Consider the following 22,674-nt stretch of genomic DNA (forward strand, 5'->3'; position numbering starts at 1 on the left):
CCACGAGTGGCGAGAGAGAAACGATGGACACCGAAACGATGAACCTGCGTGGTTACCTGGCCGAACAAAGCAAGCGCGCGCTTGCGTTGCTGCTGTGCTGCACGGTCACCTGGACATCGTTTCCGGCGTGGGCACAGGTTGCGCCAACGCCGAACCCCGGCGGGCAGACACCCGGTCAGCAGGTCGCCGCCAATGGCGTACCGGTGGTGGATATCGTCGCGCCCAATGCGCGCGGCATCTCGCATAACCGCTACAGCAATTTCAATGTCGGCCCGAACGGGTTGATCCTCAACAACAGCGCGCAGATCTCCAAAACCGAGCTGGGCGGCTATGTTGCGGGCAACAACAATCTGCAGCGTAGCGGTTCGGCATCGTTGATCCTCAACGAGGTCACCTCCGCCACCAGCCGCCTGCAGGGTTACACCGAAATCGCCGGCGCCAAGGCGCAATTGGTCATTGCCAATCCCAACGGGATTTCCTGTGATGGCTGCGGATTTCTCAATACCTCGCGCGTCACGCTGACCACCGGCACGCCAAACCTCAGCGGCGATGGCGCCTTGAATGGTTTCACCATCACCGGCGGTGCGCTCAGCATCGGCAGCAATGGTCTTGACGCCTTCAATGTGGATCGCCTGGATCTGTTGTCGCGCCAGCTCAGCGTCAATGGGTCGATCTGGACCAAGGAATTGGTCGCGAGTGCCGGCGCAGGGCGCGTCAATTACGACGGCATGTTGCTCGACGTGCTGCCCGGTACCGATGGCGCCGCGCCGTCGATCGGCATCGACGTTGCGCAGCTGGGCGGCATGTATGCCGACCGCATTCGCCTGATCGCTACCGAAGCCGGCGTGGGCGTGGTCAGCCGCGGCACCCTGGCCGCGCAGAGCGGTGACCTGCAGATCGACAGCGCCGGGCAGGTGAGTCTGAGTGGCACTGCAGTGGCACGCGATGGTTTGACTGTACGTGCAGCGGGCGATCTGGACCAACGCGGCGTGCTCGGCTCGCAGCAGGGCGATGTCAGCTTGCGAGGGGCGCAGCTGCGCCTGGCTGGCGATCTGGTTGCCGCCGGAGCGTTGACAGCGCAGGCCAGCGGCACCTTGCGGCATGCCGGTCGCAGCAGCGCCGGCTCGATTCGCCTGTTTGGTTCGGAGTTGAATGCCGACGGCAGCCTGCATAGCACCGGTGCACTGGAGCTGGGAGCCGATGGTCTGTTGCGCAGCGGCGGTGTTGCGTATGGCGGCGCAGGCGCGGATCTGCGTGCGGCAAGTATCGCGCTGTCGGGCACCTTGCAGAGCGGCGGCGCGATTGCATTGAACGCAAACACGATCGACGCGGTTGGTACGCTGGATGCAGCGACCGCATTGCGAGTGATCGGTAACGGCGATGTGCGGATGGGCGGGCTGGCGCAGGCCGGGCAGGGCGCGCAGGTGCAGGCCGGTGGCCGGCTGGGGCTGCAGGGGCAGTTGGTCGCTGCCGATGCGGTTGCGTTGAGTGCCGGCGCGATCGATCTTGCGCAGCGCGCAGCGGTGTCTGCGGGCGCCGATCTGGATCTGCGCAGCGCCGCTGCGCTGAATAATGCGGGCAGCGTTTACGCCGGTCGCGACCTGCGGCTCCAGGCCGGCAGCGTGGTCACCGCTGGCAGCATGACCGCTGCGCGCGACGCGCAGGTCGTCGTCGCCGGAGACTTGGTCAACAGCGGTACCGTCGTGGCTGGAAACGCATTGACGGTGGACGCCGCGCAACTGGACAGCCGTGGCGATATCGGCAGCCAGCGTGGCGAGACGACCTTGCGCGCCCGCGGTGGGATCGCACTGGGCGGCAACACCGTGGCAGGTGGGGCGCTGGCAGTGGATGCCGGCAGCGCGGCGCAACTCGCCGGGGCGGTCAACGCCGCGAGCGTGACCTTGCGCAGCGGCGGCAATGCCGAGGTATCGGGCAGCTTGCAGACCGCACGCGGCGACGTCGCCATGGTCGCCGGCGGTGAGCTGGTCAACGATGCGCTCGTCAGCGCTGCGGGCGCGATCGACCTGCAGGCGGACGGCGCACTGCGCCAGCGCGGCCAGCTGCGTAGCGCCGGCGCACTGCAACTGGGTGGTGACACGGTCGAGCACGATGGGGTGATCGATGCCGGTGCCGATCTGCGCATTGCAAGCGCCACCGATCTGGCGTTGAACGGCACATTGCAGAGCGCAGGCACTACCACGCTGCAAGCGGGCAATGCGCTGGAAAACCGCGCAAGCGTCGTTGCTAACGGCTCGTTGCAGGTCGATGCGGCTTCGCTGCGTAATGCGCAGGGCGCGGCGTTCTCGTCCAACGCCGATGCAGTTGTAAGAACCCGCGGTGCGCTGGACAACGCTGGCAGCCTTTACGCGGCGAGTGCACTGCAGCTTGCGGCTGGCACGCTGCTCCAGAGCGGTCGGATTGGTACCGGCAACACGCTGACCGCAACGGTTGACGGCACCTTCGACAACACCGGCAATGTGGTTGCCCGAAACGCGCTGCAGATCGACGCCGGCAGCCTACGCAGTGACGGTCAACTCGGCAGCGAAGCGGGCAGCGTCCGGCTGGCGAGCCTGGGCGACATGCGGCTGCAGGGCGTAACGGCAGCGGCGACTGCGCTACAGGCCAGCGCCGGTGGCGATTTGCAGCAGGCGGGCGCGCTGACGGGACAGTCGGTTGCATTGATGGCTGGGCGGGACCTCACCGCGGCCGGCACAGTGCAGGCATCGATGCTGGACCTGCAGGCGCAGCGTGCGCTGACGTTTGCTGCGCAAGGCCAGGTACACGGCGATGCGTCCTTGCGCGCGAGCAGCGTGACCACGCGCCAGGACGCCGTGCTGCAAACTGGTGGCGCCTTGACGCTGGAAGGCGGCACTGTCGACAGCCGCGGCACGCTGGATGCGGGCGGCGATCTGCAGATCCGCAGCCAGGGAGATCTTGCGCTGGCTGGCGTGGCCCAGGGTGGGCGAGACGTGCATCTCACCGCGGCCAATGCGGTCCGCAACGCTGCGCATGTCGTGGCTGGAGGCGACCTGACCGTGCAGGCGCAGCAACTGGATAACGCATCTGCCGGCGTCCTGGCTGGCGAGGGCGCTGTGGCGCTGACCACGGTGGCGCAGCTCGCCAACGCAGGCCGCGTGCAAGCCGGCGGCGATGTACAGCTCACGTCGGCAGCGCTGGACCAAAGTGGCAGCGTCTCCGCGGGCAAGGCCTTGAATGTTGCGGTGGCTGGTACGCTGGACAACCGCGGTACCTTGGTCGCCAGGGATGCGCTGCTGGTCGATGCAGCAAGCTTGCGCAGCAGCGGCCAGCTTGGCAGCGAGCGTGCCGATGTCACGCTCACCAGCCAGGCGGACATGCAGTTGGACGGCGTGGTGGCTGCCGCGACCGCATTGCGCGCCAACGCCGGTGGCGACTTTCAGCAAGCCGGCACGCTCACTGCGCAGTCGCTTGCACTGCAGGCCGGCCGCGATCTGGCTGTCAATGGCGCCGTCCAGTCTGCCTCCACCCTGGATCTGCAGGCGCAGCGCACGCTCACGTTTAATGGGCAGGCATCGAGCACGGGCAACGTCGCGCTCTCAGGTGCAGCCATCACTACCGGCAGCGCAGCTGCGGTAAAGAGCGGCGCCGACATCACCCTGGACGGCAGCGCCATCGATAGCCGCGGTGCACTCGATGCAGCCGCCGATCTCAGCGTGCGCAGCGCAGGCGATCTTGCGCTGGGCGGTGTGGCCCAGGCCGGACGCGATGTCACCCTGGCGGCCGACGGTGCCTTGCGCAATTCCGCGCAAGTGATCGCCGCCCGCGATCTCGGCGTGCGTGCGGCCAGTGTCGACAATGCAGCCAATGCGACCCTGGGGGCATTGCGCGATCTGCGCCTGGATGTCGCCGGCACGCTGGAGAACAACGGCACCCTGCATGGCGAGCGTGGGCTTGCGCTGTCGACGGGCACGTTGCTGCAGCGTGGCCGCCTCTATAGCGGCGACGCGATTTCCATCGCATCGACCGGAGCGTTCGAGAATGTCGGCCAACTGGTGTCCGGCAAGGACCTGACCATCGGGGCGGGCAACATCGTCAGCAACGGCCAGCTTGGCTCGGTGACGGGCGCACTGACGCTGACCAGCCAGAACGCCATCGACCTGCGCGGCGTCGTGTCTGCTGCCACTGCTCTGCAGGCCAACGCGGCTGGCGACCTGCTGCAGACGGGCACCCTCAGTGCGCAAACCGTCAGCTTGCAGGCGGGGCGTGACCTCACTGCCGGCGGCACGCTGCAATCGGCCTCCACGCTGGATCTGCAGGCGCAGCGCGTGCTTGCCTTGAACGGCCAGGCGCAGGCGGGCAGTGCTGCCGCCCTGCGTGGCGGCAGCATCACAACCGGTGAGGCCGCCGTGCTGAAAGGCGCCGGCTTGATCACCCTGGACGGCGCAGCCATCGACAGTCGCGGCACGCTCGATGCGGGCAGCGATCTGCGCGTGAGCAGTACCGGTGGACTCGCCTTGGCAGGGGTGGCGCAAGCCAACCGCGATGTGGTGCTCAACGCCGCAGGTGGTCTCAGCAATGCGGCTCAGGTGATTGCAGGCCGCGATCTTTCGGTGCAGGCAGGCGCAGTGACCAACGCCGCGTCCGGCGCGCTGGCTGCCGAAGGCGTTGTCACGCTGACGACCGGTGCGCTGCAGAACGCCGGTAGCGTGCAGAGCGGTGGCGACCTTCGCATCACCGCAGCCAGCCTCGATCAAAGCGGTTCGGCAAATGCTGGCAAGGCGTTGACCGCCAGTGTCACCGGGTTGCTGGACAATCGCGGCAGCCTGATCGCCACCGACCGCCTGGTCGTGGATGCAGGCAACCTGCGCAGCAGCGGCCAGCTCGGCAGCCAGACAGCCAATGCCGATCTGACCAGCCGTGGCGAGATGACGCTGCAAGGCGTGGTTGCCGCTGCGACCACGTTGCAGGCAACCGCGGCTGGCGATCTGCAGCAAGGCGGCTCGCTGAAGGCACAGTCGGTTGCACTGCATGCTGGGCGCGACCTGGTCGCGGCAGGTACGTTGCAGTCCGGCTCTCAGCTGGACCTGCAGGCGCAGCGCACGCTCGCATTGAACGGACAGGCGTCCAGCGTCGGCGATGCCACCCTGCGCGCTGCAACCATCAGCACGGCGCAAACGGCTGTGCTCCAGGCCGGTGGCGCAATCAGTCTGGATGGCGCGGCGATCGATAGCCGCGGCGCCCTCGATGCATCCACCGACTTGAACTTGCGTAGTACCGGCAACCTAGCCGTTGCCGGCGTTGCGCAAGCCGATCACGCAGTGGTGCTGAGCGCTGCCGGTACGCTGGCCAATGCAGCGCAGGTCGTTGCTGGTCAGAACCTGAGCGTCACCGCCGCCAGTGCAAGCAACACCGGTACCGGCGTATTGCTTGCGCAAGGCGATACCACGCTGACCATCGCAGGGTTGCTCGACAATGCCGGCGCGATACGCGCAGGCAATCTGCTGACGCTCGGCGTTGGCGCGCTGCGCCAGACCGGGCAGGCGTACGGCCTGCAGCGTCTGGGCCTGACAGCATCGGGGGCCGTGGACAATCGCGGTGATCTGATCGGCGGCAACGGCTTGCGCGTGGAGGCCGGGCAGCTGAGCAGCAGCGGTCAGCTGGGCAGCGAGCGCGGCGATGTCGCCGTGATCAGCCGCGGCAACCTGCAGCTGGACGGTAGTCTGGCTGCGGCTGGCGCCTTCTCGGCGCAGGCCGATGGCGCCTTGGCGCAAAGCGGCAGCCTGAGTGCGGGCAGCACTTTGGACCTGCACTCCAAGGGCGATCTCACGATTGCCGGACAGGTGTCGGGTCAACAGACCACGCTGACCAGCGATGCGGTGCTGCGCCAGCAAGGTGTCGTCAGTGGCGCAACAGTGGGTCTGCAAGGTGCACGTATCGAAAACACAGGACAGACCACTGCAGCCGGCAACCTGAGTCTGCGTGCCGGCGATATCAGCGTTGCCGGCACCGTGGGTGCGGGTATTGCGGCCGATGGCAATCTGGGGACGGGAAGCACCCTGAGCCTGGTCGCAGACCGCCAACTGGGCGTGTCCGGCAAGCTGCTGGCAGGAGGCAATCTGCTGCTGCAGGGCGGTCAGCTAGGCCTTGCCGGTGGCAACACGCGTGTCACTGGCAATGCGGTCCTAACGACTGCCGGAAGCCTCGATCATCGTGGCGCCGATCTGCTCGTGGGTGGCGGCTTGACCGTCCAGGCCGGCGGCACCATCGATAACAGCCGGCTCAATGCGGTGGGCGGTCAGATGCAGGCAGGCCAGCTCAGCATCGACGGTGGCAGTTTGAACAATGCCGGCGGTCGCCTGGTACAGAGCGGCGCCGGCCTGACCCGTGTCAGCATCGGCGGCGCCATCGACAACACCGCCGGCACCGTGGCGAGTAATGGTCAGGATCTGACCATCACGGCCGCAAGCCTGGAGAACGCGCAAGGACGAATCGAGCATGCCGGCGCCGGCAACCTGTCGGTCACCAGTCGTGGCGCGCTCGGTAACAGCAGTGGCCGCATCCTGACCCAGGGCCAGCTGACCCTCGGTGCCAGCGGAGGTTTGAACAATCAGGGCGGCACCATCGCTGCGGCCGGCGATGCAACGTTGACGGCCGCTAGCCTCAACAACAATGGTGGCTCGGTCGCCACACGCGGCCTGAACGTACAGACGGGCGGTGCCACCGATAACCGTAACGGCCTGCTGCAAGCCAGCGGCGGCGCGCTGACGCTGCGTGCCGACAGCCTAAGTAATGCCGGCGGCCTCGTGCAGGCGGTTGCCAGCGGCGGGGCAGGCGGCGGCCTGCGTGTGGAACTCAACCGTGGCCTGGATAACGGCAACGGCGTCATCGGCGCCAGTACCGATGCGGTGATCACTGCGGAGAACATCAGCAGCACCGGCGGTAGCCTGCAAGCAGCACGCGACCTCAGCGTCACCGCGCGCGGCCAGTTGGACAATCACCAGGGCGGCAAGCTCAGTGCCGGCCGCGATCTCAATGTCGCCGTTACCGGAGCACTGCTCAACAGCGGCGGCCAGCTCGATGCCGGCAACACGCTCACCGCCTCCGGTGGGCGAATCGACAATACGCAGGGCAGTATCGTCAACAACGGTGGCGGCCTGACCCGCATCACCACCGGCGGGGCCCTGACCAATACCAGCGGCAATCTCGGCGGGCGCGGCAGCGTGGTGATCGATGCGGCCAACATCGCCAACAACAGCGGCCAGCTGGTGGCCGGCGGCGATCTGATCGCCAACACCAATGGCTTGAACAACCAGGGCGGCAATATCTATGCCGGCGCGAGCTTCCTGCTGCAGCGCGCAGGCGCCACGCTGGACAACCAGAACGGCAGGATCAAGGCCGAGCAGGCGGTCCGCCTGAATCTGCAGACTTTGAACAACGCGGGCGGCCAGATCGGTGCCGGCAGCGCGATCGGCGGTGCCGGCGATGTAGTGATCGATACAGTCGGCTTCGACGGTGGTGGCAGCATCCTGGCGCAGAACCTGCTGGATCTGACCTTGCGCAGCGACTATACGCATCGCGCCGGCGCAGACCTGGTCAGCAATGGCGATTTCAACCTGCGCGTGGGCGGCAACCTCGTCAACGAAGCCACGCTCAAGGCCGCCCGTCGCCTGGATATCACCGCCAGCAGCATCGCCAACCGCGCCGGCGCCAACATCCTGTCCAACGACACCCGCCTCAATGGCGGCAATGCCATCGACAACGCCGGCAGTATCTCCGGTAACGGCGCGTTGTCGCTTGTCGCCAACAGCATCTACAACACCGGCAGCATCGTCGGCGGCAACGTCTCGGTGAATACCGGCACCCTGGTCAACGGCGCGGACTTTGGCGGTGCGACGGGCAATGCTGCCTATGGCTCGGCCTTGCTCGGCTCCACCGGCAACATGAACCTGATCGTGCGCGACCAGCTGCTCAACCGCGACGCGCGCATCTTCAGCCTGGGCAATATCGCCATCGGCGGCGCGCAGGATGGAGGCGGTACCTTGGTGTCGCGTACGGGTGTGGTGAACAACCTGTCGGGCAGCATCGAGGCGGATGGGAGCATCTTGATTGCGGCCAACCAGCTGAATAATCGGCGGCGGGTGATCAATACGACCAGCGTGTCGACCGATCCTGGTAGCGACGATGTTTACTCGGGTGGCGAGCTTGTCGAAGGCAAAACGATCCGGAATCTGCAGGGTGCGCGGGCGCCTTATCCCTACACAGGACTGGCACCTGGTATTTATCGCAACTATCAGGTGATCCAGCAGGAGCAGCTGTCATCCGCAAGCGCGGAGGGGAAAATTGCAGCAGGCGGAAACATCTTGCTGTCGGGCAGTGTCACAAATAATGCGTCGACCATCGCTGCTGCCGGCCTGTTCGCGGCCAATCAGCGAGGTCTTGGGGGGCTCTCGGATGCGATGATCAATGGTGGTGAGCAACTGCTCAACCAGGCGCTCGCACTGAATCAGGTGGTTCGACAAAGCGATGTGGAACACATCGTCACCGCGATCACCAACGACTGCATGCAGCCGGTCGGACAGAAGGTCGTTTGCTACTACGAGGAAGAGGACCAGAGGCTCAGCTCTTCAACGACGAGTAACAGCTATATCGCCCTAGGCGCCAGCATGACCGGCAACCAAGGCGTCAGCATCAACGGCGCTAACATCAGCAACGGCGCTGTCGGTAGCGATGGGCGTGCGGTCAGCGGCGCGTCGCTGGCCGCAGTCGGTGGTCAGGGTGGACTCAGCGGCCGTGGCAGGCAGACTGCTGGAAGCGTCGGTGGCCAGACGGTCGTCGGTCGTGCGAACGGGGGCGCGGACAGCATCCGTGTTGCCACCGGCACCGCTGGTAATGCAGGTGCTCAGGTCGGAGCCAACACGCAGGACGCCACGCTCGCCACGTCAGGCGGCATCGTCAAGATGTCGGTCGCACCGGTCATGTCCAACGACAGCGGCCTGGTACGCAGTACCGTCGATCAGACAAACGTGCAACCCACCGCAGCTGGTACCGGTGTCACGGCAGGTGCGAACGAAACCCGCACGCGTGTCGACCCCGCCACCATTCCGGTCGCTAATGTCGTTGGCGGTGGCCAGACCTCGCTGACGCAGATCGATCTGCCTATCGGCGGCTTGTATCGCCTGTCCAATGGCACGGCGACTGACCGCACGGCGATGGGTCGTGCGGCAACCGGCCTCGGTGGCATCAACGCCTGGCGCAGCAACGGCCCGGGCCGTCGTTACCTGATCGAGACCGATCCGCGCTTCGTCAACTACGACAACTTCATCAGCAGCGACTTCCTGCTGGATAAGCTGGGCGTGGACCCGGAGTGGACCCAGACCCGGCTGGGCGACGGCTTCTACGAACAGCGCCTGGTGCTGGACCAGATCACCCAGCTCACCGGTCGTCGCTACCTGGGCAACTACGCCGATGGCGTGGCGCAGTACCGCGCCTTGCTCGAGTCCGGCGTGGCTGCTGCAGGCCAACTGCAATTGAGCATGGGCGTGGGCCTCACCGCCGCGCAGGCCGCCGCGCTCACGCAAGACATCGTGTGGATGGTCGAACAGGACTACCAGGGCCAGAAGGTGCTGGTGCCGGTGGTCTACCTGGCCTCCAACTCGCTGCAGCTGCGTGGCAACGGCGCCTTGATCGCCGGCGGCAACGTCGAGCTCAACGCGATCAACGCCATGAGCAACCAGGGCGTCATCGCCGGTGCCGATGTCAGCGTCACCGCCGGCAACCTGCTCAACCAGGGCCGTATCAGCGGCACCGGCACCGTGGCATTGGAAGCGCGCAACGACCTGCTCAACCAGGGCCAGATCGAGGGTCGCGATGTTGGGCTGGCGGCCGGTAACAATCTGGTCAGCGAAGCGGCCAAGGCCATCAACGGCGTCGGCATCCTGTCCGGCATCAGCGCCAGCAATACCCTGCAGCTATTCGCCGGCAACGACATGACCCTGACTGGCACCCGCGTGCAGGCCGGCGGCAGTGCGGCGCTGATTGCAGGCAATAATCTGAGCCTCACGCCCAGCGCGTTGCGCAACGACAATGGCCTGCTGCGTGGCGGCGATGCCGTGTCACTCGTCACGGGTAAAGACCTGATCGTCTCCGCAGGCAACGACCTGCAATTGCATGGCGTCAGCATCAACGCGGGCGGCAGCGCCGCCTTGCAGGCAGGCAACAATCTTTCGCTGACCCCGACCACCGGTCTGGACGGCAAGGTCGCCACCCGCACCAGCATCAGCACCGGCGACAGCCTGCAGCTGACCGCCGGCAACGACCTGACCATTCGCCAGGCCGAGGTGAAGGCGGGCGGTGATCTGATCGCTGCAGCGGGCAACAACCTCAATGTCGAGTCGGTGCTCAACGACAGCGAGACCAACAGCTACAACTCGCGCAATGGCAAGACCCGTGTCACTACCACGACCACTACGCAAACCATCGACCAACAGGCGCTCACTGCCGGCGGCAACCTGATCCTCAGCGCCGGCAATGACGTCAACCTGGTCGCTGCCAAGCTGGACGCCGGCAAGGGTTTGGGCATCAGCGCCGGCAACGACATCAACGCCAGCACGCTGACCACGGTGGACACCAGCGATGTCCTGGAAACGCGCAAGCGCTTCAAGCAAACCACCGCTACCCGCGACGAAACCGTCCACGGCACCGAGTTGAGTGCCGGTGGCAACCTCGCCATGCAGGCGGGCAACGACATCACCCTGACCGCCGCATCGGCCGCCACCAAGGACGGCGGCATCACCCTGGCCGCCGGCAACGACGTCAACCTGCTCGCCGCCAGCGAGCAGCACGACGCCGTGCAGGACATGACCAAGAAGAAGAAGGGCACGTTCTCCAGCAAGACCACGACCACGCATGATGAGTGGCACGACAACGTGGCGGTCACCACCACGCTCAGTGGCGACACGGTGCAGATCGCGGCGGGTAACGACTTGCTGTCGCAGGGTGCACAGGTCGCCAGCACCGGCGATGTGGTGTTGGCCGCTGGCAACAACCTCACGTTGGACACGGCGCAGAACACGCACAGCGAGGAACACGAAAAGACCGTCAAGAAGTCCGGTCTATACGGCGGTGGCGGATTCAGCGTCGCCCTGGGTGTCACCAAGAAAACCGATGGTCTGGACGTTACCGAGGTCACCAACACCGGCAGCCTGGTCGGCAGCACTGACGGCGCGGTGACGATGACTGCCGGCAACAAGGTGGCCATTACCGGTAGCGATGTGCTGAGTGCCACTAGCACCACCATCGTGGGCAAGGACGTCACCATTGCTGCAGCGGAAAACACCGTAGATACGGTGCAGACGTCCAAGCAGCAGAGTGCGGGCATTACGTTGGGATTGACCGGTGGAGTAGTGGCTGCGGCGGAAGCGGCCTATAGCGCGACCAAACGTGGTTCGGAGGTAGAAGACGACCGTCTAAAGGCACTTTATGCCGCCAAGGCGGGATATGCAGTCAGCGATGGCGTGGCCGAGTATCAGGCAGCTGCGGCCGCTGGCAGCAGTATGGGGGGCGTGAGTCTACGCATCGGGATCGGCGCTAGCAGTGCGTCGAGCAAGACGACCACGCATGAGGAAACCACTGGCGGTAGCCGCATCCTGAGCGGTGGCAACGTCACCATCGCAGCGACCGGCGGCGACCTGAATGTCATCGGTAGCAAGATCAATGGTGAAAACGTCGCGCTCTCGGCAGCGAACGATCTGAACTTGCTGAGCAATTTGGAGACCAACACCAACAAGTCGGAGAACAAGAACGCCGGTGGCGAGATTGGTGTAAGCGTTGGTACAACGACGGGTGTGTATCTGACTGCTTATGCGGGTAAAGGCAGCGCCAAGGGCAATAGCGACGTGCACGCTGAGAGCGTGGTGACCGCCAACGACAGGTTGACGTTGATCAGTGGCAACGACACCACGATCAAGGGCGCACAAGCAATCGGCGACAAAGTACTGGCCGATGTTGGCGGTGACCTGCTGATCCAAAGTGAGCAAGACACCAGCGACTACAAGAGCAAGCAGCAGCAGGCGGGCATGACGTTGGTGTGGGGCTTTAGTGGAAGTAGCGCGAACTACAGTCAGCAGAAGGTCAATAACAGCTACACGAGTGTTAATGAGCAAAGTGGAATTCAAGCCGGGAATGGCGGATTTTATATTAAGGTGGGCGCAGATACAAAACTGGTTGGTGGCGCTATTGCAAGCAAGGGTGATGAGGCGCTTAATCGGTTGTCAACCAATGGCCTGGTTGTTGAGAATATTGATAATATTTCAAAGGGGAATGCTTCTGGATTGGCGTTGTCCGCGGATTCAGAAATTTTAAGTGGCAGTAAATATGCTGCAGCCAAAGGGATTGTGAGTAACATGCTGGGTGATGGGAGTGCGAAAGAAAATCACTCAAGTAGTACGCACAGTAGTGTCGCTGCAGGATTTATTGATGTGCGTAATGGTGACTACTCAGGATTGCATGCTTTGGATAGGAGTTCTTTAGGTCTGAGTGATGTCGGCCTGGAGAAGGTAGACACCGCTGATCTGCAAGAGCGAGTTGAATTTAAGCAGCAAGCAAAAAAGCTGGTCTATGATCAAGCGGTTAAATATACAGACGAAGCTTATAAGACTATGTTTTTAAAAGAGGCAAAAGTCTATGTGGTTGAAAAAGACGAAAATGGAAAGCTGCTCGATCCGCGAGAATTAAGTCTTGATGAGAAGTATAATTTAGAGCCATCTGCTGATGGAATGGTGCACATAGCTGACAATGGAATAAATAACGTCCTTAGTGGTGCTAACAAATATGCGAATCAACATTCTTCAGCTGATGGTCCTCAATATTTTGTGCACTTTCCAAAGGCAAGTGATGCTTTCTCTGAAATCTTAATTGCTGGCTACCAGAAATATATGGAAAGTGATTTTCTTGGCTTGGCTAATGCTACTGAAGTGACTCGTGGCTATATGCTGCAGTACGGTCAAGAGGGCTTGGTTCTTGATGCCCATAGTCGTGGTTCACTAACGGTTGGGAATGCAATGGAATCCCTTGATAATTTACCTGGTTCTTCTGGGCTGCTTCGGGAGACAAAAATTAACTTCATTGGGCCTGCTTATAATGCGGGGGCGGCAGATCATTTATTGGGTTATTTGCAGAATCGTGATTCATTGCCAAATCCCCAAGATGCTGTTCTTACACTTCAAAATCATTCCAATGATTTTGTTGGAATATTCAGTGGGCTAAATCCTGTTACCGGAGGTGTAACTCCTCAAGGTGGAAATTCACTCTGGGAACTCCTTAGAGTCATGGGTGGTAAAAATACTCCACATAATTGTTATGGTGCAGCTCCGGCGGAATGTTCGCCACTCTGGGTTGGATCGCCGGAAAATCGTTCCGTGCCCATTCCTATTAACAAAGTTCCAACTACCGGCATCGATAATTTTATACGGAAAATTGAGATTTTAAGAGGGTCTCTAAAATGATGAGGGCATTTATTTTATTGAATTTAATTTTTATTTTGGTCGGCTGCATTCCGTTGGCTGATCTTTCGCCTCCTCCTGATGATTACGAGACATGGAAAAAGGCTGGATCTAATAATTTGGATGTTTGGAAGGTTATGCTTGAGTGTGGTTACGCTAGTCCTTTTAGGCCGCGAGAGAAATTTGCTGATGGATATCGTACTGAAGAGCAAGTCACCGAATCTATGCTCTGCATTCAGAAAATGGGCTATGTGAAATATGTAAATGGAAAGGTTTCGCCTGTTTGTGATGGATTTAGAAGAGGGCTGCTTCCTTGTGAATATGGATTTAAAGTTCGCGAGCCAAGTGTTGAGGTCAGAATTAATAGTGGATATTGTAGGAAATACCCGAAGTCGATTGCTTGTTCACGTTAATATTATTAAAGTAATCTGGCTCATGGCGAATGCGGAAGATCAGGCGATATTTTCTGGATAGGGCCTTGTTCAGGAGTTGGATTGCCTGACTCGCAGCGTAGTGAATAGTGCTCTTGATTTTTTCCGCATTATTTGCGAGGGCCGGTGTCGATGTGACTGCGGATTTTGTAAAAATTACCTGGAACGGAATGTTAAACGCGGGCGGCGCACCGAGAAACTATTTGCAAGTGCCGCTACTCGGATTTTATATGCAGTACGGAATCAGTGGGTCATTGACAATGACGGCGGAAGAGTGTGCCTATCTACTCGTCGCCACTGCTGCAAGCCTAGTCGGCGAAGTTGCGCTATTAAAAGTAACTCGTTTGCCTGCGACGTGCCCCAAATTTGAGCAGCACATCAGTTTGTAGTCCAAGTCCCTACCCCAGGAAATTGGACATGACGGCAGGAGTCGATACGGCACTAGCTGACCGCAAGCTCGCTTGTTTGCGTAGTCACGGCTTGCACAGATGCTCTGGCAAGGTGGCGAGCGTTGATAACTCGCCACAACTCTCATGACGCACCGTCTGTCAAAAAAATCGCAATGGCTCGGCCTTTTCGGCTGGCTGGCGCTGTGCTACGCAATCGCCGGGCTGGGCGCTGCGGCATCAATCCAGAATGCCAGCTTTTACGCAGCACTGGACCGGCCCGCGTGGGCGCCGCCGGGGTGGTTGTTCGGGCCGGTATGGACGGTGTTGTACGGGATGATGGCGGTATCGGTGTGGTTGGTGTGGCGACGCGGCGGCTGGACTGAGGTGCGGGTGGCATTAGCTCTGTTCGTGGTGCAGCTGGCGCTCAATGGTCTGTGGAGCTGGCTGTTCTTCGCATGGCACATGGGAGCCTGGGCGTTTGCCGACATCGTGGCGCTCTGGCTGGTGCTGGCGGCCACGACCGCGGAATTTGCGAAGAGGCAAGCGCTGGCGGCGTGGTTGCTGGTGCCGTATCAGGCATGGGTGAGCCTTGCGGCGGCGCTTAATTTTTCGGTTTGGCAACTCAATCCTCAGGTGCTCGGCTGATCCTGTGGTGCGAAACAGGCAGTTGGCTGGATCTGCCTTGTTTGCTGGCTCGGAACGCAGGACGACGCTCATCTGAGCGGTGCGATGAGAATTCGTTTGGAAAGCGGTAAGTCGGCAGCGCGAAGGGGGGCGGGGTGTTCAGAGGGAATGACGGCCTCCGAGCTGCCTCGGATGTCTGCGCTGACCATGCAGGTGCACACGCGTAGATGGGCGCCAACCGTGCATGGGCGCTAACGATGCGAGTTGAACCTTCCTGTCTCGCGGCGCTGGCAGATGTTCCAAGGCTGCGCACGGCGGTCCGCCGAGGTTGCGATAAAAGTTTCCATGGCAATCAATTACTTGTGGGCGCGGCGCCTAAATCCCTGAGCGGCAAGGTTTTCTGTTGCCGGTGTCGCGCGCGCGCGCCTGCCCATTCACGCAATGCTTGACAGGCCTCGGCCCGCTGATGTCTTTTGCATGCATGGATAACGCCTCCGCCACCGTTTCGCTTCTCTGCCAGCCGCACCTGCGGCCGGGTGCGGGCGTGGCCGGCATTACCACCACCATTACCACCGTCACCATTCGCCCGGTGCGGCCCGTCGTCTTCGCGTAACTTCCGAAAACAACGGCCCCGCACCCGGATCAGGATGCGGGGGCTTTCCTCCCTCATCTGATGCGGACGGGGCCTCCCTAACGAGGTCTGTCGATGTCATCGTCTGTCGTTTCGCTCGAACCCGCTGCTGTTGCCGCATTGTCCGCACGCACCGTCGTGCATAAATTCGGCGGCACCTCGGTGGCCGATGCCGAGCGCTACCGGCACGTGGCGCAGCTGTTGCTGGCACGCGAAGAGTCGGTGCAGGTCACCGTGGTCTCAGCGATGAAGGGGGTGACCGATGCCTTGATCGAACTGGCCGAGCTGGCCGCACAGAACCGCCCGGAGTGGCGCGAGCGCTGGCATGAGACGCGCGCGCGTCATCGCGGTGCGGCGGTGGCCTTGCTTGGCGAACATTCGGGGCCGACGGTGGAGTGGCTGGACGAGCGCTTCGAGCACCTGTCGCAAATCCTCGGCGCATTGGCGGTGATCGGCGAGTTGCCGCGCGAGGTGCTCGACCGCGTGCAAGGCCTGGGAGAGGTGTATTCGGCACAGTTGCTGGGCGATCACTTCCGCGCGATCGGCGAAGACTGCGCGGTGCTTGATGCGCGCGATGTGCTGGTGGTCAATCGCGGCGAGTTGGGTGTGGATGTGGATTGGGACGTCAGCGCGCAGCGCCTTGCGACCTGGCGCCAGGCGCATCCGCAGACGCGCGTGGTGGTGACCGGCTTCGTGGCGCGCGACCGCGCCGACCGCATCACCACGCTGGGGCGCAACGGCAGCGATTATTCCGGCGCGATCTTCGCGGCCTTGTTCGATGCCGATGAGCTGCATATCTGGACCGACGTGGACGGCGTGCTCTCGGCCGACCCGCGCGTGGTACCCGAAGCGGTGCAGCTGGAAACATTGAGCTACGACGAGGCCTGCGAACTGGCGTACTTCGGCGCCAAGGTGGTGCATCCGCAGACCATGTCCCCGGCGATCGAACGCGGCTTGCCGATCATCATCCGCAACACCTTCCAGCCCGAACATCCGGGTACGCGCATCACTGCCAGCAGCGCGGTGAGCGGGCCGATCAAGGGGCTGACGCTCAGCCCCGACCTGGCCGTGCTGAATCTGGAAGGCACCGGCCTGATCGGCGTGCCGGGTACGGCCGAGCGCGTGTTCGCGGCGCTGCGCACGGCGCAGGTCTCGGTGGTGATGATCTCGCAGGGCTCGTCGGAGCATTCGATCTGTTGCGTGGTCAAACAGCATGAGTCCGAGCGCGCGCGCAACGCCTTGCTGCAGGCGTTTGCGCATGAACTCACTGTTGGCCAGGTGCAGCGTGTGCAGCTGACCACCGGCATCAGCGTGCTGGCGGCAGTGGGCGATGGCATGGCCGGCCAGCCGGGCGTGGCGGCACGGTTGTTCGAGTCGCTGGGGCGTGCGCAGGTCAATATCCTGGCGATCGCGCAGGGCTCGTCCGAGCGCAACATCTCGGTGGCCATCGACGCGGCGCATGCGACCAAGGCCTTGCGCGCGGCGCATGCCGGCTTCTGGTTGTCGCCGCAGACCTTCTCGGTAGGCGTGATCGGGCCAGGCAATGTGGGCGCGGCGTTGCTAGACCAGTTGCGCATTGCGCAGCCGCAATTGCTGGGCAAGGCCAATCTCGATCTTCGCCTGCGCGCAGTGGTCTCGCGCGGCCGCATGTTGCTCGACGAGCGCGGTCTGGTCGGCAACTGGCGCGATGCCTTCGCCGGCGCAGCCACCGCGACCGATCTGGAACGTTTCACCACGCACCTGTTGTCCGCGCATCTGCCGCACACGGTGATCATCGATTGCAGCGGCAGCGCGGAAGTGGCCGACCGCTATGCGGACTGGTTGGCTGCCGGCATCCACGTGGTGACGCCGAACAAACAGGCCGGCTCCGGCCCGTTGCAGCGGTATCAGGCGATCCGTGCGGCGGCCGATGCCAGCGGCGCGCGCTTCCGTTACGAAGCCACCGTGGGCGCCGGACTGCCGGTGATCACCACGCTGCGCGACCTGGTCGATACCGGCGATGCGGTGACCTCGATCGAGGGCATCTTCTCTGGCACGCTGGCGTGGCTGTTCAACAAGTACGACGGCAGCGTGCCGTTCGCCGAGTTGGTGACGCAGGCGCGTGGCATGGGCTATACCGAGCCGGATCCGCGCGACGATCTGTCGGGTGTGGATGTGGCGCGTAAGCTGGTGATCCTGGCGCGCGAAGCAGGGCGTGCGATCAGCCTGGAAGACGTGCAGGTCGAAAGCCTGGTGCCCGAAGCATTACGCCGGGCCAGCGTGGAGGATTTCATGGCGCGCCTGCATGAAGTGGATGCCACGTTCGCGCAGCGCCTGGCCGACGCGCGCGCGCGCGGCAACGTGCTGCGCTATGTCGCGCAGCTGCCGCCGGATCGCGCACCGAGCGTGGGACTGGTGGAACTGCCTGCCGATCATGCCTTCGCCAACCTGCGCCTGACCGATAACGTGGTGCAGTTCACTACGCGTCGCTACTGCGAGAACCCGTTGGTGGTGCAGGGCCCGGGCGCCGGGCCGGAAGTGACCGCAGCAGGTGTGTTCGCCGACCTACTGCGCGTGGCGGCCGGCGAGGGGGCGCGGTTGTGAGCCAGGCGGTGATCGGTCAATCGGCAGTCGCGCATGCGCAAGGTGCGTCGCGCGGCGCGCACGCTCTACACCAGGCGCGCGCCTTCGCCCCGGCATCGGTTGCCAACGTGGCCGTGGGCTTTGACCTGTTGGGATATCCGGTCGATGGCGTGGGCGACACGGTGACCGTGCGTCGTGTCGATGCGCCAGTGGTACGCATCGCCGCCATTCGCGGCACAACCGTCGCGTTGCCGCTGGATGCCGAGCGCAACACCGCCGGTGCGGCCTTGATGTCGCTGCGCGCTGCGTTGGATCTGCCATACGGTTTTGAGGTGGAGATCGACAAGGGCATTGCGCTGAGCTCGGGCATGGGGGGCTCGGCAGCCTCGTGTGTGGCTGCGCTGGTGGCGGCAAACGCGCTGCTGGATACGCCGCTGAGCAATGCGCAGCTGTATCAGCATGCGCTCGATGGCGAAGCCGTCGCCAGCGGGAGCCGGCATGGCGACAATCTGGGGCCGCTGTTTTTAGGCGGTCTGGTGGTGTGCACGCTGGAGCGGTTGGTGCCGGTCGCAGTGCCGGCGGCCTGGCACAGCTTGCTGGTGCACCCGGACGCGGTGCTGGAAACCCGGCGCGCGCGCGAGGCCCTGGCCGGCGATTACCAGTTGCGCGAGTTCGTCGCGCAGAGCACCAATCTTGCGTTGGTACTGGCGGGTTGCCATGCCGGCGATGCCGGGTTGGTGCGCGCGGGCCTGCGCGATGTGCTGGTGGAGCCACGCCGTGCGCCGTTGATCGCCGGCTTTGCAGCCGCCAAGCAGGCGGCGTTGGCGCATGACGCGATGGGTGCAAGCATTTCCGGTGCCGGCCCCAGCGTGTTTGCCTGGTTCGAAACGCGCGCCGCCGCGCACGCCGCCGCGCCTGCGGTACAGGCTGCCTTTGCCGCTGCCGGGTTCGATAGCCAGTTCTGGGTATCGCCGATCGCCAGCCCGGCCGCGCGGCTGATCGAATGACCCGGCATCTGCACCTCTCAGTTCGGAACGATGCAGCGTGCGGCGTGTGGGCCATGCAACACGCTGCACGTACCTCATTCCACGACGACCTCGCTGATCTGCATTACCGGACTCAGGTCGGTGTAGTTGGGGATGTCGCCCAGGATCTCCGCTGCGTGCGGGCCGAAGCTGCCGTTGAACGCTTCCACCGAGTCGCAAAAGATATGGCACATGCCGATGAAGGCCGGCGTGCTGCCGGGGTCGCCGCCACTGAGTCCCTTGTCCACCGTGTAACGCAGGCAGGCCGCGCCCATACGCGCGCTCACCAGCGGCATGTGCTGGTCGCGGTAGTAAGTGTGGTCGAAACGGGCACCGTCGCGGTAGGGGTACATCACGCTGACCTTGATCATCTGCCGACTCCACGGAAAGGTGCGCGCAGCATAGCGCCGTGCCAGTGGGTGCAGGGGACCATCCGGCGGAACGCAGCGACCGTGCCAACCATGTCCATTCCTTCGCTCATTTCATTGCCGGGTAACACCCGGTCCTGTCTTTGCCTGGAGTCACGTTGATGTTCATCTCCACCCGTGGCGGCGCACCCGCCGCAAGCCTGAGTCAGGCGATTGCCGCCGGCCTGGCCCCCGATGGCGGACTGTATGTGCCGCAGGCCTTGCCGCCGGCGCGCATGCTGGCCGCCGGTGCCGATCTGGCTGCGACCGCCGCCACCTTGCTGCAGCCGTTTTTCGAAGGCGATGCGTTGGCACCCGAGTTGCCGGCCATCTGCGCCGAAGCGTTCGATTTCCCCGCGCCGCTGGTGCCGCTGGCCACGCCCGGCGACTACGCGCTGGAGCTGTTTCATGGCCCCACTGCCGCATTCAAGGATTTCGGTGCGCGCTTCCTGGCGGCCTGCCTGACCCGCCTGCGCCGGGCCGAAGACCGCCCGCTCACCATCCTGGTGGCCACCTCCGGCGATACCGGCGCTGCGGTGGCGGCGGCGTTCCATCGCCAGCCCGGCCTGCGCGTGGTGGTGCTGTATCCGGATGGCCGCGTGTCACCGCGGCAGGCGCATCAGCTGGGCTGCTTTGGCGACAACATCCAGGCCCTGCGCGTGGCCGGCTCGTTCGACGATTGCCAGGCGATGGTCAAGCAGGCCCTGAACGATGCGCCGCTGCAGGCGCAGCTGCCGCTGAGTTCGGCCAACAGCATCAGCCTTGGCCGGCTGCTGCCGCAGATGAGCTATTACGCGCACGCGGGCCTGCAGCACCAGGCCGCCACAGGCAGTGTGCTGAATCTGGTGGTGCCTACCGGCAATCTGGGCAACGGGCTGGCGGCGATCCTGGCGCGTGCGCTCGGGGTGCCGTTGGGCAAGATCGCGCTGGCGTCCAATGCCAACCACGTGTTGCCCGATTACTTCGCCGGCGACGATTACGCGCCGCAGCCCAGCGTGGCGACCCTGGCCAATGCCATGGACGTGGGCGCACCGAGCAATTTCGAACGGCTGCGCTGGTTGTACCAAGGCGACGATGCGGCGTTGCGCGAGGCGTTCCGGGCGTTGTCGGTTGACGATGCGGCCATCAGCCACACCATCCGGCAGCGGTATGCGCGCTACGGCGAGGTGCATTGCCCGCACACCGCCACCGCAGTGCATGTGCTGGAGCAACTGCGTGCCGAAGGTGCCGAGGGCGTCACCGGGGACTGGGCCGTGGCGGCCACTGCGCACCCGGCCAAGTTCGAGGGCGTGGTGGAGCCGTTGATCGGCCGGGCGGTCGATGTGCCGCCGGCGCTGGCAGCGTTGTTGCAGCGTCCCGCACATGCCGAAGCGCTGGCGCCGGACTACGCGGCATTCCGGCGGCGTCTGCTTGCGGATGCGGTCTGAGCCAAACGCGTTCAGCCAGCCGGGGTTGGAAAGTGCCGCGCATGGGGCTATCTCTATCGGGGTGCGGCCCCGGCGTGGCGCCGCGTTCGATGTGGGTTGCTGCATGTCTTATCGAGTGATTGCCGTTGCTGCCGCCTTGTGCGGCTGCGTAGTGGCGGGTGCGGCCATGGCGGCCGACGCCATGGTTGCGTCCCCGGTGTCGCCCTTGGGCGCGCCGCGTGCGGGGTTGATCGATGCCTTGGCACGCCAGGCGCCGTCGCTGGACCGCCAAGTGCTGGCGCTGGCGGCCGAGGCGCTGCAATGCGCGCGTCAGCGTCAGCAGGTGGGCGCCGAGCGTGTGCTCAGCGTCATCGACTACAGCCGGCCGTCGACCGAGCGTCGGCTCTGGGTGTTCGATCTGGCTAAGCAGCGTTTGTTGTTTCAGGAATGGGTGGCGCACGGGCGCAACACGGGCGAGAACCTGGCCGCGAAGTTCTCCAACGCCGACGGCAGCTTCCAGTCCAGCCTGGGTGCGTTCACTGCGCAGGAGTCGTATACCGGTCACAACGGCTACTCGTTGCGGCTCAAAGGCCTGGAGCCGGGCTTCAACGATCACGCACGCGACCGCGCCATCGTCATCCACGGCGCGCCCTATGTCAGTGAGGCCATCATCCGCACCCAGGGCCGGCTCGGGCGCAGCCTGGGTTGCCCCGCAGTGCGGCCGGCCGTGGCCAGGCAGCTGATCGATACTTTGCGCGAAGGCGCCTTCGTCTTCGCCTATTACCCGGACCGCGCCTGGCTGCGGCAGTCGCAACTACTCAGTAGCGGCTGCGGTGCCTCGGTGGCGAGTGCGGTGGGCGGCCGCTGATACGTGGTGCGCGGCGGGTTGATGCGGGACTGCAGTTGAGACCGCAACTGGCGTGATTCGAGCGCCTCTGCGCGGCTGCCGCGTTGGGTGCCGCCACCGGGGCGGCGCATGGGGGTGTTCAACGCCACTGCTGACATTGCGGCGTTGCCACCGCGCAGCGGGGCGGTCATGCAATCCAGCCAGCCGTTCGACCGCCATCGGCCAGACAGCGCTCAGGCCGTATCGCCTGCCAGGCGGCGCAGGGCGGCGTAATCCAGGATCTGCACCAACTGCAGCTGCGGTAGCGCGATCAGCTGCTGTTGCCTGAGTTTGGTGAAGGTGCGGCTCACCGTTTCCATGGTCAGGCCGAGATGGTCGGCGATATCGCTGCGGCTCATCGGCAGCGCCACGGTGTCGCCGCTGGCGCCGGGCTCGGTGGAGCGGGCGGCCAGACGCAACAGAAAGTGCGCCAGCCGTTCGCTGGGTTGCAGCCGCGCCAGCAGCAGGCCAGTGTCCTGCGCGGCAGCCAGTTCCATGCTGGCGCGTTGCAGCAGCTTGCGTCCCAGCTGCGGGGAGCGGTCGCGCAACTGGCGCATCTGCGCCAGCGGCGTGCGACACACGCGGGTTTGGACGATGGCTTCGATATCGTGGCGGTGCTGCGCGGTTTCGGTCAGCCCCACATAGTCGCCGGGCAGCACGAAACCGGTGATCTGGCGGCGGCCGTCGGCCAGCGTGCGCACCATGCGCAAGGCGCCGGAGGTGACGGTGTAGACATGCTGGCGCAGATCGCCGGCACGCACCAGCGTACTGCCGGGTGCGTAGCTGGACGCGGTGGTGGCCTGATCGAGCGCGTCCATTTCCTGTGGCGACAGTG

Annotated in this window: 10 protein-coding genes; 8 read left to right on the top strand and 2 right to left on the bottom strand. The window is 63.9% G+C overall.

The features are described from left to right. The first annotated feature begins 23 nt into the window (after positions 1-23). From FHY18_RS21145 to FHY18_RS21170, 6 genes are all read left to right on the top strand, one after another. A complete protein-coding gene (locus tag FHY18_RS21145; RefSeq protein ID WP_259159762.1) occupies positions 24-13,481 on the top strand; it encodes a hemagglutinin repeat-containing protein in 13,458 nt (4,485 codons plus the stop codon). Then, positions 13,478-13,891 carry a hypothetical protein gene (locus FHY18_RS21150; protein WP_259159763.1) on the top strand — a complete coding sequence of 138 codons (414 nt, stop codon included), beginning with the start codon at positions 13,478-13,480 and terminating at the stop codon, positions 13,889-13,891. Before FHY18_RS21145 ends, FHY18_RS21150 begins: the two co-directional genes overlap by 4 nt. A 113-nt stretch (positions 13,892-14,004) precedes the next feature. Next, positions 14,005-14,298 (top strand): hypothetical protein, encoded by a 294-nt coding sequence (locus tag FHY18_RS21155; protein ID WP_259159765.1) that lies wholly within the window; start codon positions 14,005-14,007, stop codon positions 14,296-14,298. Positions 14,299-14,442: 144 nt separating this feature from the next. Then, complete coding sequence (locus tag FHY18_RS21160; RefSeq protein ID WP_259159767.1) at positions 14,443-14,943, top strand: TspO/MBR family protein; 501 nt, start codon at positions 14,443-14,445, stop codon at positions 14,941-14,943. A gap of 685 nt (positions 14,944-15,628) precedes the next feature. Continuing rightward, a complete protein-coding gene (gene thrA, locus FHY18_RS21165) occupies positions 15,629-18,136 on the top strand; it encodes a bifunctional aspartate kinase/homoserine dehydrogenase I (RefSeq protein ID WP_259159768.1) in 2,508 nt (835 codons plus the stop codon). Between the two features lie 11 nt (positions 18,137-18,147). After that, positions 18,148-19,122 carry a homoserine kinase gene (locus tag FHY18_RS21170; protein ID WP_259159912.1) on the top strand — a complete coding sequence of 325 codons (975 nt, stop codon included), beginning with the start codon at positions 18,148-18,150 and terminating at the stop codon, positions 19,120-19,122. A 74-nt stretch (positions 19,123-19,196) separates the two neighbouring features. Here FHY18_RS21170 and FHY18_RS21175 read toward each other — a convergent pair whose 3' ends face one another. Beyond that, on the bottom strand, positions 19,197-19,511 hold the full coding sequence (locus FHY18_RS21175; protein ID WP_259159769.1) for an EthD family reductase: 315 nt from the start codon (positions 19,509-19,511) through the stop codon (positions 19,197-19,199). Positions 19,512-19,669: 158 nt separating this feature from the next. Here FHY18_RS21175 and thrC point away from each other — a divergent pair, with 158 nt between their 5' ends. Both thrC and FHY18_RS21185 read left to right on the top strand, forming a co-directional pair. Beyond that, the gene (gene thrC / locus FHY18_RS21180; protein WP_259159770.1) at positions 19,670-20,974 is read left to right on the top strand and encodes a threonine synthase; all 1,305 of its coding nucleotides are present in this window, start codon (positions 19,670-19,672) and stop codon (positions 20,972-20,974) included. Between the two features lie 103 nt (positions 20,975-21,077). Beyond that, positions 21,078-21,821 (top strand): murein L,D-transpeptidase catalytic domain family protein, encoded by a 744-nt coding sequence (locus FHY18_RS21185; RefSeq protein WP_259159771.1) that lies wholly within the window; start codon positions 21,078-21,080, stop codon positions 21,819-21,821. 212 nt (positions 21,822-22,033) lie between these two features. Here FHY18_RS21185 and FHY18_RS21190 read toward each other — a convergent pair whose 3' ends face one another. Further along, positions 22,034-22,657: a helix-turn-helix domain-containing protein gene (locus FHY18_RS21190; protein WP_259159913.1), complete on the bottom strand. Its 624-nt coding sequence runs from the start codon at positions 22,655-22,657 to the stop codon at positions 22,034-22,036. Positions 22,658-22,674 lie beyond the last annotated feature (17 nt).

Source organism: Xanthomonas sp. 3793 (assembly GCF_024806835.1).
GTDB lineage: Bacteria > Pseudomonadota > Gammaproteobacteria > Xanthomonadales > Xanthomonadaceae > Xanthomonas > Xanthomonas arboricola_F.

What these genes read in the sequence shown, in the direction of transcription:
- FHY18_RS21150 (WP_259159763.1), top strand. Translation starts at nt 13,478, where the DNA reads ATGATGAGGGCATTTATTTTATTGAATTTAATTTTTATTTTGGTCGGC.
- thrA (WP_259159768.1), top strand. Translation starts at nt 15,629, where the DNA reads ATGTCATCGTCTGTCGTTTCGCTCGAACCCGCTGCTGTTGCCGCATTG.
- FHY18_RS21175 (WP_259159769.1), bottom strand. Translation starts at nt 19,511, where the DNA reads ATGATCAAGGTCAGCGTGATGTACCCCTACCGCGACGGTGCCCGTTTC.
- FHY18_RS21185 (WP_259159771.1), top strand. Translation starts at nt 21,078, where the DNA reads ATGTCTTATCGAGTGATTGCCGTTGCTGCCGCCTTGTGCGGCTGCGTA.
- FHY18_RS21145 (WP_259159762.1), top strand. Translation starts at nt 24, where the DNA reads ATGGACACCGAAACGATGAACCTGCGTGGTTACCTGGCCGAACAAAGC.
- FHY18_RS21190 (WP_259159913.1), bottom strand. Translation starts at nt 22,657, where the DNA reads ATGGACGCGCTCGATCAGGCCACCACCGCGTCCAGCTACGCACCCGGC.
- FHY18_RS21160 (WP_259159767.1), top strand. Translation starts at nt 14,443, where the DNA reads ATGACGCACCGTCTGTCAAAAAAATCGCAATGGCTCGGCCTTTTCGGC.
- thrC (WP_259159770.1), top strand. Translation starts at nt 19,670, where the DNA reads ATGTTCATCTCCACCCGTGGCGGCGCACCCGCCGCAAGCCTGAGTCAG.